The organism is Paenarthrobacter sp. CC6, assembly GCF_040560085.1.
Lineage (GTDB): Bacteria > Actinomycetota > Actinomycetes > Actinomycetales > Micrococcaceae > Arthrobacter > Arthrobacter nicotinovorans.
The window spans coordinates 1-12,380 of sequence record NZ_JARDAN010000004.1 but is presented as its reverse complement, the minus strand read 5'-3'; the positions used below and the strand labels follow the sequence as shown (position 1 = coordinate 12,380).

Here is a 12,380-nt window from a genome sequence, read left to right as displayed (position 1 = left end):
GTCTCAAAGCGGTGCATGTTGACATGACCCTTCTTTTAGACCCAGAACGTTGACGCCAAGCATATGTAATGCACGCCTTTCGACCAAAGCAGCCCGCCTCCGGCGCTCCAGAGGTCGGGGGATGTTTACTGCTGGTGGCGTCGGGCGAACGAAGGATTATCCCACCCGCTCCATCCCGAACTCTTCCACGCGGCTGCCCACACCCAACAGCTCAGCAATCGCAGCAATCGTCCGCTCCGAGGCCAACCCATCCCCATACGGATTAACAGCATTCGCCATCGCCTCGAAGTGCGACTCATCGTTCAGCAGTCGGCTCACCTCGGCCACGATCCGTTCTTCGTCCGTGCCGATCAGTGCCACCGTCCCGGCTTCAACGGCCTCGGGGCGCTCTGTGTTGTCGCGCATCACCAGGACGGGCTTGCCCAGGCTGGGTGCTTCCTCCTGGACACCGCCAGAGTCGGTCAGAACAATATGGGCAAGGGAGAGCATCCGTGTGAACTCCCCGTACGCCAGGGGTTCGGTGACCAGAACGTTCGGCTTCCCTTCCAATGCAGGTAACACGGCTTCACGGACCACGGGGTTCTTGTGCGCAGGCAGAACGATCGTCAGTTCGGGCTCGGCGTCGGCGATCCGGGCAAGGGCCCGGCCCACTCCGCGCATGGCATCGCCTTGGTTCTCGCGGCGGTGCGTGGTGACCAGAAGAATGCGGCGGCCACTCACAGCAAGCGACTCCAACGCAGGGTCAGAGAACGGCACTTGCTTGTCCACGGTGGTCAGCAATGCGTCGATCACTGAATTTCCGGTGACCACGATGTCTGCAGCAGCAACACCCTCGGCCAGCAGGTTGGCCCGACTGGTAGTGGTCGGAGCCAGGTGCAGGGATGCGATCTGGCTCGTGATCTTCCGGTTGGCTTCTTCCGGGAAAGGGGAGAGCAGGTTCCCGCTGCGGAGGCCGGCCTCCACGTGGACCACGGGAATGCCGTGATAGAACGCTGCGATGGCGCCGGCGGTGGAGGTAGTGGTGTCGCCCTGGACGATCACCGCATCCGGCTTTCCAGCAGCAAACAGGGAGTCGAGTCCACTCATGGTGCGGGTCATGATGTCCGTGAGGGACTGGCCCGGCTGAAGAATGTTGAGGTCGTGGTCCGGGGTGATCCCAAAAAGCTCGTTGACCTGATCCAGCATTTCCCGGTGCTGGCCCGTGACCGTCACTACGCACTCGAAGAGCTCCGACTCCATCAGTGCACGGACAATTGGAGCCATCTTGATGGCTTCCGGCCGGGTCCCAAAGATAGGCATGATGGTGTGCACGTTTTCCCCCAAAAGACCGGCCCGAAGGCGCCCGAAACTAGTGCAATCCTAGCCGTTCATAAGCAAACAGAATTCACCAGAACCCTTAGCATTCAGGGCGTAGCCAGACATCGAACAGCCCACCTGTTTCGACCACGAACCGCCACAGCCAACCGGCGGGGGAGAGCTGCGGTTTGGTGCCCACCATGTGCACGTCAGCGGCTATGCATTGCTTCATCAATGTGCCTGCCCGGAGCAGGTGATAGTCGGACGTCACCACAGTCACCGACTTCCAGCCGCGCTCCGCGGCAAGGTCCCGCAGATGGGCGGCTTCACCCCTGGTGTTCAGCGGATCCGGGCGGAAGCAGTCAAGGTGAGCGTCGCCGTCGTGCGCTTCACAAAACTGATCCGAACCGGCGTTGGCGGGCAATCCCGTGGTGACCACCACCAGGTCCGGAATGTCCAACTGCTCCCGCAAAGCCAAGCCCTCTGGAAGGCGTTCGCTGCTCATGCCGCCCAACACCACAATCGCGTCGGTCCGCTGGGGAGTGGCGTGGGGCGGGTTGTGGAAGAGCTGGTAGGCGGCCATCAGCCACAACAGCCCTGCGAGCATGGCAGCAACAACCGTCCAGGTGACTTTTCGCTGGAACGTCACCGGGTATCAACGTCTTCGAACACCAGGAAAGTCTGGGTATCCAGGATGCCCTCCATGGACTGCAGCTGATCGAAGATCACGCGGCGGAGGTGGATGTTGTCGGTGGCGCGGACCAGGAGGATGACGTCGAAGTCGCCGCCCACCAAGGCAATGTGGTGGATCTCCGGGATGGCCCGCAGCTGTTCCTTCAACTCCCGCCAGGAATGCTGCTGCACCTTCAACGTCACATACGCGGACGATCGCAGGCCGGCTTTGATCGGATCCACCAGGGCCGTGAACTTGGTCAGCACGCCCTCGCCAGTGAGCCGCGCAATGCGGGAATACGCGTGGGCGCGGCTGATGTGCACGTTCTCGGCCACCTGCGTGATGGACATGCGCCCGTCCGTGGTGAGCTCGCGGATGATGTCGCGGTCCACACTGTCCAGCGGTACGGCGGTCTGCTCCGCCTCGGCCTCGCTCATAGGCTCTCCAATTCGTCTACAGCACAGGCGCGTAACCCAGCTCACAATTGCAATTCGTCTTTCAGAATACCCAGTTTAGGCAAGGTCTTCCATGATTCAGCGGAAAGCTGGATACGAAACTTCAGCGGGGAACATACTGGAAGCACATAGTGGCTAGAGAAGGACGGACCAATGACGATCCACGCAGACCACTCTGCGCCGGAAACGGTTGTAGAGGACCAGGCTGCTGACGTTCGGACAAAATTCGGCATCAGCGTTGAGGACTACATGCTTCCCGCCCGGCACCAGATCCAAATGGTGAACCCGGACGGCACCCTCCGCCCCCATGACGAACAAGGCACCGAACCCGGCCACGAGTACCCCACGCCCGGCGACGCTGAACTGATGGCCGCCTACGAGCAGCTCGTCGTCGGACGCCGCGTCAACGACCAGAACTCGGCGCTCGTCCGGCAGGGCCGCATGGCCGTATACCCCTCGAGCCACGGCCAGGAAGCCTGCCAGGTGGCAGCTGCCATGTGCCTCAGCGAAGGTGACTGGCTGTTCCCCACCTACCGCGACGCCGTCGCCGTCATGACCCGCGGGGTAGACCCCGTAGAGGTGATGACCATCTTCCGCGGCGACTGGCACGGTGGATACGACCCCAAAGAGCACAACGTCGGCATCCAGTGCACCCCGCTGACCACCCAGTTGCTGCACGCCGTGGGCGTTGCCCATGCCGCCAAGCTGCGCGGTGAAAACACGGTAGTGATGGCCATGTGCGGCGACGGCGCCACCAGCGAAGGCGACTTCCACGAGGCACTGAACTTCGCCGCTGTCTTCCACCTGCCCGTCATCTTCTTCGTGCAGAACAACAAGTACGCCATCTCCGTACCGCTCAGCCACCAGTCCGTGGCGCCCTCGCTGGCCCACAAGGCTGTCGGCTACGGCATGGCAGGTGAGCGCGTTGACGGCAACGACCTCGTCGCGCTGCTCGCCGTGATGGACCGGGCGGTGAAGCTGGCCCGCGAAGGTTCCGGCCCGCTGCTGATCGAGGCTCACACGTACCGCATGCAGGCCCACACCAACGCCGACGACGCCACCCGCTACCGTCCCGACAGCGAAGTGGCCGAGTGGCAGGCCAAGGACCCGCTGACCCGCATGAAGTCCTACCTGACGGACAAGGGCCTGTTGGACGACGCCGCGTCCGAGCGCATCGCCGAGCACGCGGAAGCCGTCGCCACCCAGCTCCGCGAAGGCCTGGGCGAGGACGTCCCGGTGCAGCCGCTGGACCTCTTCAAGTACGTCTTCGCCAAGCCCACGCCGCAGTTGAAGGAGCAGTCAGACATGCTCGCCAGTGAACTTGCCCGCGAGGAGGGCGCAAAATGACCGTCACCACCGCCACCGCCAACGTCAGCGCCGCTACCGCCAGCGCCGCCGCTTCCGCTGCGGCCACCGCCGAGGCAACCGGTCCGCAGAGCCTCACGATGGCCAAGGCTCTCAACACCGCCATGGCCGACGCCATGCGCGCCGACTCCTCCGTGCTGGTCTTCGGCGAGGACGTCGGAATGCTCGGCGGCGTCTTCCGCATCACCGACGGCCTCATGGCCGAGTTCGGCGAACAGCGCTGCTTCGACACCCCGCTCGCAGAATCCGGCATCGTCGGCATGGCTGTGGGCATGGCCATCAACGGCATGCGCCCCGTCATCGAAATGCAGTTCGACGCCTTCGCCTACCCGGCCTTCGAACAGATCGTCAGCCACGTCGCCAAGATGCACAACCGCACCAAGGGCAAGCTTAAAATGCCCATGGTCATCCGTGTTCCCTACGCCGGCGGTATCGGGGGAGTGGAGCACCACTGCGACTCCTCCGAGTCCTACTACGCCCACACCGCAGGCCTGAAGGTTTACACCCCGGCCACCGTCGCCGACGGCTACCGCATGCTCCGCGAAGCCATCGACTCCGATGACCCCGTCATGTTCATGGAACCCAAAAAGCTCTACTGGTCCAAGGACCAGGTGGACCTGGGCGCCCTGCGCGCAGAGCACGACGCCGGGACCTCCACTGAGGGCCGCGCGGCTGTCGCCCGTCCCGGCACGGACGCCACGCTCATCGCTTATGGACCGTCCGTTCCCACCGCACTCGCCGCAGCCGCAGCAGCAGCCGAAGAGGGCCGCTCGCTCGAGGTCATCGACGTCCGAACCCTCGTCCCCTTCGACGACGAGACCGTCTGTGCGTCCGTACGCAAGACGGGACGCGCCGTCGTCATCGCCGAAGCCCACGGCTTCGCTTCTGTCTCCTCCGAGATCGTGGCCCGCGTCCAGGAACGCGCGTTCCATTACCTGGCCGCGCCGATCCTCCGCGTGACCGGTTTCGATGTCCCGTTCCCGTCTCCCAAGCTGGAGCACTACTACCTGCCAAGCGTCGACCGCATCCTCGACGCCGTCGACGACCTTCAGTGGGAGGACTAACCATGAGTTCAGATATGCAGGTCTTCAAACTGCCCGACCTCGGCGAAGGACTCACCGAAGCCGAACTGGTGAACTGGCTCGTCGCCGTCGGTGACGAGATCGTGGTCGACCAGCCCATCGCCGAGGTTGAAACCGCCAAGTCCATGGTTGAGGTGCCCTCGCCTTACGCCGGTACCGTCGCCGAGCTGCACGGGGAAGCCGGCCAAACGCTCGACGTCGGCAAGCCGCTGATCTCGATCGCCCGTGCTGGTGCGGGGTCGGGTTCGCCCGCTGCCGCGGCTCCTGCTGCCCTGTCCTCCGGGATCGAGGCGTCGCCCGCCGTGGATGCCGCAGCTGAGACGTACCGGACCGAGGAAAAGGCCGGCTCCGGGAATGTACTGATCGGCTACGGCACGCCCGGGGGAGCGACCGGCGGCCGGACGCGCCCGCGCAAGGCGAGTGTCGCCGTCGTCGACCGGGCAGCCGAGCGTGTGGCTGAGCCGGCTGCAGTAGCTGAACCGGTTCTTGAGCCGGCTGTGGCCGGGACGCGCATCCCGGGCAAACTCAGCGCTGTCATCTCGCCGCTGGTACGGAAGATGGCACGGGATCACGGTGTTTCGCTTGACGCGATTGAGGGTTCGGGCGCGAGCGGGCTGATCATGCGCAGGGACGTTGAAGCTGCGATTTCTGCACCGGAGGCTCCGGTTGCTGCTGCGCCTCCTGCTGAGGCTCCTGCTGTTGCTTCTGCTGTTGCGGGGGCCGTTGATGGCCGCACCGGTTTGGCTGTGTCTGCCCGGACGCCTGTCCGTGGAGTCCGCAAGGCAGTGGCTGCAAACATGACGAAGAGCCGCTCGGAGATCCCCGAAGCCACAGTATGGGTGGATGTGGACGCAACCGCGCTCCTGGAGATGCGGGCCGAGCTCAAGAAGCGCGCTCCGCACGACACCCCTGGCCTGCTGGCCTTCATCGCTCGTTTTGTCACGGCTGGGTTAAAAAAGTACCCGGCCCTGAACACGCGCTTTGAAACCGCAGCCGACGGCTCCCAGGAAATCGTGGGCTTCGATGGAATCAACCTCGGTTTCGCCGCCCAGACCGACCGCGGACTCGTGGTCCCGTCCGTGCGCAACGCTCACAAGCTGAGCGCCCGCGAACTGGACGCAGAGATCCGGCGACTCACCGCCGTCGCACGCGACGGAAAGGCGACCCCTACGGAACTGGGCTCCGGCACCTTCACGCTGAACAACTACGGTGTGTTCGGCGTGGACGGCTCGGCCGCGATCATCAACTATCCGGAAGTTGCGATGCTCGGCGTCGGCCGCATCATCGACAAGCCCTGGGTGGTCAACGGAGAGCTGGCCGTCCGCAAGGTCACCGAACTGACCCTGGCCTTCGACCACCGCGTGTGCGACGGCGAAACCGCCGCAGGCTTCCTGCGCTACGTGGCCGACGCGATCGAGAACCCAGGCGGCGCGCTCGCAGACATGTAACCCCTCGACGCTCGCTCACGTCCCCCGCCCTTGGGCCGGACGCTTGTTCACGTTTCGCGTCCTTGGGCCGGACGCTTGTTCACGTTCCGCGCCCTTGGGCCGGACGCTTGCTCACGTCCCGCGCCCTTGGGCGGGACGCTTGCTCACGTCCCGCGCCCTTGGGCGGGACGCTTGCTCACGTCCCTAGGGTTTGGGCGGGACGCTTGCTCACGTCCCGCGCCCTTGGGCCGGACGCTTGCTCACGTCCCTAGGGTTTGGGTCGGACGCTTGCTCACGTCCCTAGGGTTTGGGTCGGACGCTTGCTCACATCCCGCGCGCGAGCAACAGAGACCATGAGCCTTCGGGTTCGTGGTCTCTGTTGGTCGCGTCAAGGCGCACGCTGTTGTCCGATTCCGTGAGCCAAGTACGGATCAGACCCTGTGGAGTCGTCGTGTCCTGGATGCAAGCCGGACGCTGGCGCCCACGAGCAGGGTCAGAAGTCCAGCAACGGCGAACGGGCCAGTGGTCAAACCAGTGTTGGCCAACGCCTCGGATGTGGATTTCGCTGCTGGCACGCCAGGTCCGGAAGCAGCTGCGCTGCCGGGGTGAGGGGCTGCGGTAGAGGTTTCTACAACAAGCACATTTGCGGGAATGGGCGACCGCGGGACCTCCATTCCGGGCCCCCGGGCTGTGGTGGTTGCCCGGCTAGTGATTGAACCTGCATCGACATCGGCCTGGACTACGGTGTAAGTGCTCGTGCAGGTCACCGAGGCTCCAGGGGCCATCATGTATGCAGTAACGGGGCACGTGATTTGGGGGCGTGCGCCTGCGCCCGTGAAGGCAGAGTCTTCGACCATGGCGTCAGCTATGGTGACGTTGCCTGTGTTGGTGACCAGGTAGGAGTAAGCGATCACCTCTCCGGCTCTCGCTACTTTTCCGGGTGAAGCGCTGGTCACTACGGACAGGACCACATGTTGAGGGATATCAACCCCCAGGAAAGCGGAGGCGGCGGAGGCGGTGGGTGTCTCTGCTCCGGGTGCGGTACCGTATGCGATCGCATTGGCGTTCACAGCCCCGGCGTCCATATCGGTGGGGACCACAACATAATTCGCCGTACACGTCACTGCAGCCGCCGGTGCCAAAGACGCTGCACCCGCAGGACAAGTGATGCTGAGGGGGCCGCCCCAACCGGTAAAGCTGGACTCTTGCACTGCAACGTCGCGCAGTGTCACGTTGCCGGTGTTGATCACTTTGAAGAAATACGAAATCTGCTGCCCTAGATGGGTCACAACATTTGGAGTTGCACTCTTCATAAGTTCCAGTGAAGGCAGTTGCGGTATCGTGACCAGCAATGTGTCTGCAGGCGAAACAACCGAGGTGTTCGCGTCCGCGGGCGTCCCGGATGCATGCGCTGTGACGGAGACTCCGCCCTTGTCCACGTCGGTCTGGGTCAGCACGTAGGAAGCGGCGCAAGTCGCCGTTGCTGATGGCGCGAGCAGTGTGACCGGGCATGTGGCGTTAGTTAGTGGGTTGCTGCCGTTGAAAGCCTTATTGCTTACAGCCAGGTTCTCCACCGGGACATCGCCTGTGTTTGTCACGACGAAGGAGTATGCAAGTGTCGCGCCGGCATCGAAGCGCTGTGCAATCTCGGGGGAAGCTGTTGTCTTCAGGGTCAGTGACGCGGAAGGGGCGTCAGCGGCAACGGCCGCTTCTGAAGCGGGTGGTGCTTCCGGTGCAGCTTCCGCCGACGGGATTGCGCCCGCAGTAAGAGGAGCCAAGATCATGGCAGAACCGATGGCAGCTACCGCAGCCAGCGACTTCAAAGTGCGCAACATGACGGAACGCCCGTTAGGCCTGTCCATCATGAGCGAGACGTGTTGGTTCAACTGCTTACCCCTCAGTAGTGGCGTTGGGGCATGAAGAAGCGCCTCAACAAATAGTTTTAGGACGCGTCTTCAGTAGTCGATAGACGTCGTGGGACCAAGGCCTCCAGGGCCTTTTGATAGTGCAAACCCCCCGGCCCATAGCATTGTCAAATAGGAGTTAGCTGTCAAGTGCGTCTCATGCCGCACAGAACGAGAGCGCGTCGGCACTTCTCAGGGGTTTATCCCGCCCTCGGAGTGCCCTGAATCGCCTCTTGATTTACCATAGGGGCCGCACCCGGCCACTCGCCGTATCGGGCCACGAGATCGGCCCCCGTCAGGCTGACCGACGAGCCGGCGTACTTCATGGAGTTGATCCCAAGGCTGGAAAGGGCGGCAGAAGTTGTCCCTGCTGTCCGTCCGGGACCGCTCACCCTTAGCGTGACGTACTTTTCCGGTGCATCCTCGTCCTGGAACCAAACCTGGGCCATGACATGGTCCAGCAGGGCGGCCTCATCACCGGCAAAGGCCTCGGAGAGTTCCACGTTTACGGAAAGGTACGGGGTTAGGCCGTCGTAAGCCCTGCCTATGCGCGCAGTAACGCCGGGGGTTTTGGCGATGTCAGCTTCGGCCATGGAAGTACTGCGCCGGGGCTCTGAACCGTCGCCGGGCACTGTGCATCCGGCGAGCAACGCTGCGCAGAGCAATATGGCGGTCATGCCCGCTCCTGGGCGTTGACCCCTCATTTGCCGGGCGGATCAATGTCGGCGCGCTCGGCGATCACGATGTCCTTAACATCGGTGACGTCTGAGGGCTCCGGCGCTGGGGCGAACAATGACACGGGAAGCATGGCATCGGCGCAGTCCAAAGCCGGGACGCTCGCTGAGGATTCCACCCGCATGGTGCCGTCAGCCAGCCGTTCCATCCGGTACTCGACGCCGTGGCCCTTCAGCTGGGAAGGCACTTCTCCCTTTTCCGAAGACCACGCAGTTGCTCTGCACCCCCTGACAGCTGCCCGGTTCGGGTCGCCCCGGAAGTTGGGCGTCACAGAGAGGGGCAAGAACGGCGTTGGCCCGGGAAGGATGTCCGGGCGCCGTCTCTGTTTCACGTTGTCGAATGCCGGTCTCGCTGCACGGCTCCGCATATCCCTGCCGGCCGTTCGGACGAGCTCAGGTATCGAGAAATCGTTGATGTTGCGGGCCACGGCTTCTGCTTCGAGGAAGTCCCTTGTGGCCTGTACCCACGGGTCGGACTCCAACGGTCCTGTGGGAGCAGCCCCCTGCCATTCGACGGTCGGGTACGGCGGCGCCGGCCGCTTTTCAACCCTGCATCCTGCCAGCCCGCCGGCCGTAACTGCGGTGAGCACAACGATTGCCGTAGCCGAAAGCAGGCGGCGATGCCGCCGTCGTGAATTTGTATTGCGCATGTCTTCCCCCAAAGTGCCCAAGGTTCCCGGGCACCTTCCACCCTAGGCGGACCGGGCCGATGCTGCGATGGGCACCCCAGCCCATGCGTGTCGTCAGCCCGCTGAGCGGAGCGACGGCGGAAGCGACGGCGGGGACGCGGGCCAGGTGCCGTATCGCTCGTCAAGGTCCTGGTTGGCGAGCTCCAGCGAGGATCCGCCACCGTATTGCTCCGAATTGATCCTCAAGGACACCAGTAGTGTCTTTGTTTTCTCCGGCGTCTGCCCCGGCCCATCAAAGTTCAGGCGCACGAACTGTCCCCGATCCACCTCGTCCTGGGAGGCCAGTTGTGCCAGCGAGTAGTCAAGAAGCGCGGCCGGATCGCCGGCGAAGGCGTCCGTTACGGACAGCGTCGCGTTGACGTAGGCCGTCGTACCGTTCCGCGCACGGTCCGCTTGGAACGTCGCGCCGGGGATTTCCGAAACGGCTGCTTCAGCTGCCGCCATTGGGCGCGAGGGTGCGGCAGGTGTGGTGCAACCGCTCAGCAGGACACCAACGACGGCGGCTGCGGCACCTTTCCGGAGGGTGCTAATGATCCGCATCGTTTGCATCCTGGTTGTCGTCGCGCAGGGAGTGGACCATGCTTCGCAGGATCCTGAGCGCTGTTGATTGGTCCTGTTTTGTCATGCCGGCCAGCATCCTGAGCTCAACCTCCCTGACCGCAGTGGTCGCCTTCTCCAGCTTTCGCCGGCCAAGGGGGGTGAGCTGCGTAGGCAGGACTTTTCCAACCCGGGCCTCTGCCGGTCGCGTCACGTAACCGTCCCGCTCCAGTGCTTGGAGCAGGACATTCATGGATTGCCGTGTCACGAACGCCCCACGGGCCAGTTCGGAGTTCGACAAACCGGGGCGCTGCGCAAGAAGCTCCAGGCACGAGTAGTGGGTCACGGTCATCCCGAGCGGCCGAAGTGCTGCCTCCATGGCGACGCGGAGGGCGCTCGAGGCTTCCTTCAGCAGATAGCCCAGTGACGTGGTGAGGTCGATCCCGCGTTGACTCATGTCAGTATTCTGACATACATTGAAGCGTGTCAGATAACTGACATAGAACTAAGGAGTTCCACCATGCCTGTCACCGGCCCCGACTTCATCTCCCTCCAAGTCCGTGATCTGGACGCCTCGCGGGCGTTCTACGAGAACTACCTCGGCCTCATCCGCTCGCAGGCCGGCCCGCCCCACGCCGTCGTCTTCGAAACCAGGCCCATAGCCTTCGCGCTGAGGAGCATCGTCCCGGGTACTGATTTGGAATCCGTCGACCAACCCGGCATCGGCGCCGCTATCTGGTTGCACGCCACCGATGTCCAGGAAATCCACGACGCCCTGGCACGTGACGGCCACTCAATCATCACGGCTCCGATCGACGGGCCGTTCGGTCGCACCGTCACCTTTGCCGACCCCGACGGATACCACGTCACGCTTCACGACCGGACCTAGGCAAAGAATGCGGGTGAGCTGTGGTGGTTCGCTCACCCGCAAATAAGAGACGTTGATCACTCTTCCGCATCTCGACATCACAAAACGCGGCCTGAAAACACGAACTTGCTGAGGGACCCCCTGCGCTGGATGCGCGGGCCGCCGTCCTTTGTTCTCGTTTAGTTCAAGTTGAAGGAAATAATGCTGAAACGTCTCGCCGCGGGTTTGGCCGCGTCAACTCTGTTGGTTGCGGGGGTATTTGCTGCGCAGTTAGGCATGCCAACTCCCGCAACCGCAGTGGCACCCCCAACTGCAAGCACCTCCTTTGAGGCTCCACCTTGCCCGGGTACCACCGCACATGTGACCGACCCGTCCACCACCGTCGAGGGAGTCAGCCTCGCCAACTACAACCGCGGGCTCGTCGTTCCCCTGTACACCGCCAACGGTGTCGCTCCTAGCGGCGGCGATGCCACTGTTCCTCTGTGCGGCGTGCGGTACGCAACCGAAGCTGAAGGTGGACCCGCAAACGGCGGTCCAGTGAGCGCCTGGATGTACTGCACGGACCCGGAACTGCAGTCGTGCATCGATGGCCGCCCGCTTCATGACGACGTTGACAAGAACTCTGGCATGACCGACTTCCAACGTCGCGCCTTCGCCTACATCGTTCAGAACGGGTTCCAGTACACCAGCGGAACCGAAAGCGTATTCGTCACCTCTGATACGGACTCCGAGTCGCGCTACCGGGTTCAGCAGCTGGCCTGGTGCGTCGCGGATTACAACAACTTGCGGGAATACGCCCAGTCCATCTGTGATGAAAGCAAGCTGGGCCCGAACGATATCGAGGAGACACTCGACTTCCTGGCCGTGCCGTACGTTCCCGAGCTGGGCATTTCGCCGGCAACCCAGGGCCCCCTTTCTGTCGGCGACGAAGCGCGGGTAACGCTGAAAACCAACGTTGCAGGTACTCCCATCAACCTCTCGGCCTCCACGGGAAACGTAACCCTGTGCCCGGATGAAACAGACGCCACACTGCGAGGCAACCTCCTGACTGTGGACACACAGCCCGTCGTTGGCGATTCCGTTGACGTCGATCTCTGTGTCAGGGTTGACCAGCCCGGCACCCTGAAGCTGTCCGCCTCCGTGGTTCCGGCTACCGATGACAGCCTCAACTGGTTCCACAACGGCGACACTGACTGCCAGGTTTTCGCGGTCTTCAACCACGTTGACTCCAAGGTCATCAACGCATCGGCCACCGTCACTGTGGACGAGATCCCGGTAACGCCGACGCCGACTCCGACGCCTTCGGAGACGAAGCCGGTTGAGACGCCGACGCCGACTCCGTCGCCTTCG

General features: G+C 63.3%; 12 protein-coding genes and 1 pseudogene. 5 read left to right on the top strand and 8 right to left on the bottom strand.

The window, feature by feature from the left end; translation table 11 throughout:
- Window positions 1–156: 156 nt before the first annotated feature.
- The 3 genes from wecB to PV760_RS01750 all read right to left on the bottom strand — a co-directional run bounded on the left by wecB (window position 157) and on the right by PV760_RS01750 (window position 2,406).
- Window positions 157–1,299: a non-hydrolyzing UDP-N-acetylglucosamine 2-epimerase gene (gene wecB, locus PV760_RS01760; RefSeq protein WP_354627002.1), complete on the bottom strand. Its 1,143-nt coding sequence runs from the start codon at window positions 1,297–1,299 to the stop codon at window positions 157–159.
- A 97-nt stretch (window positions 1,300–1,396) separates the two neighbouring features.
- Window positions 1,397–1,945, bottom strand: coding sequence for a YdcF family protein (locus tag PV760_RS01755; RefSeq protein ID WP_354627001.1), 549 nt, complete (start codon window positions 1,943–1,945; stop codon window positions 1,397–1,399).
- Window positions 1,942–2,406, bottom strand: a complete 465-nt coding sequence (locus PV760_RS01750; protein ID WP_018776870.1) for an Lrp/AsnC family transcriptional regulator — start codon at window positions 2,404–2,406, stop codon at window positions 1,942–1,944. Before PV760_RS01750 ends, PV760_RS01755 begins: the two co-directional genes overlap by 4 nt.
- A 171-nt stretch (window positions 2,407–2,577) precedes the next feature.
- Between PV760_RS01750 and pdhA the strand changes: the two genes are divergently transcribed.
- The 3 genes from pdhA to PV760_RS01735 are packed head-to-tail and all read left to right on the top strand — an operon-like array spanning window position 2,578 to window position 6,319.
- Entirely contained in the window at window positions 2,578–3,771 is a 1,194-nt protein-coding gene (gene pdhA / locus PV760_RS01745; RefSeq protein ID WP_354627000.1) for a pyruvate dehydrogenase (acetyl-transferring) E1 component subunit alpha, read from the top strand.
- A complete protein-coding gene (locus PV760_RS01740) occupies window positions 3,768–4,853 on the top strand; it encodes an alpha-ketoacid dehydrogenase subunit beta (RefSeq protein WP_039242626.1) in 1,086 nt (361 codons plus the stop codon). Before pdhA ends, PV760_RS01740 begins: the two co-directional genes overlap by 4 nt.
- A gap of 2 nt (window positions 4,854–4,855) precedes the next feature.
- Window positions 4,856–6,319 carry a dihydrolipoamide acetyltransferase family protein gene (locus PV760_RS01735; RefSeq protein WP_354626999.1) on the top strand — a complete coding sequence of 488 codons (1,464 nt, stop codon included), beginning with the start codon at window positions 4,856–4,858 and terminating at the stop codon, window positions 6,317–6,319.
- A gap of 410 nt (window positions 6,320–6,729) precedes the next feature.
- Here PV760_RS01735 and PV760_RS01730 read toward each other — a convergent pair whose 3' ends face one another.
- The 5 genes from PV760_RS01730 to PV760_RS01710 all read right to left on the bottom strand — a co-directional run bounded on the left by PV760_RS01730 (window position 6,730) and on the right by PV760_RS01710 (window position 10,619).
- The gene (locus tag PV760_RS01730) at window positions 6,730–8,133 is read right to left on the bottom strand and encodes a CLIPPER-2 domain-containing protein (RefSeq protein WP_354626998.1); all 1,404 of its coding nucleotides are present in this window, start codon (window positions 8,131–8,133) and stop codon (window positions 6,730–6,732) included.
- Window positions 8,134–8,402: 269 nt separating this feature from the next.
- Complete coding sequence (locus PV760_RS01725) at window positions 8,403–8,879, bottom strand: hypothetical protein (protein WP_354626997.1); 477 nt, start codon at window positions 8,877–8,879, stop codon at window positions 8,403–8,405.
- Between the two features lie 23 nt (window positions 8,880–8,902).
- Entirely contained in the window at window positions 8,903–9,586 is a 684-nt protein-coding gene (locus tag PV760_RS01720) for a hypothetical protein (protein ID WP_354626996.1), read from the bottom strand.
- 93 nt (window positions 9,587–9,679) lie between these two features.
- Window positions 9,680–10,165 (bottom strand): hypothetical protein, encoded by a 486-nt coding sequence (locus PV760_RS01715; RefSeq protein WP_354626995.1) that lies wholly within the window; start codon window positions 10,163–10,165, stop codon window positions 9,680–9,682.
- Window positions 10,152–10,619, bottom strand: coding sequence for a MarR family winged helix-turn-helix transcriptional regulator (locus PV760_RS01710; RefSeq protein ID WP_354626994.1), 468 nt, complete (start codon window positions 10,617–10,619; stop codon window positions 10,152–10,154). The genes PV760_RS01715 and PV760_RS01710 overlap by 14 nt, the downstream gene beginning before the upstream one ends.
- Window positions 10,620–10,682: 63 nt before the next feature.
- On the opposite strand from PV760_RS01710, the gene PV760_RS01705 reads away from it, so the two are divergent.
- On the top strand, window positions 10,683–11,051 hold the full coding sequence (locus tag PV760_RS01705) for a VOC family protein (protein ID WP_354626993.1): 369 nt from the start codon (window positions 10,683–10,685) through the stop codon (window positions 11,049–11,051).
- 339 nt (window positions 11,052–11,390) lie between these two features.
- Window positions 11,391–12,380, top strand: a pseudogene (locus tag PV760_RS01700) (hypothetical protein); the annotation flags it as partial.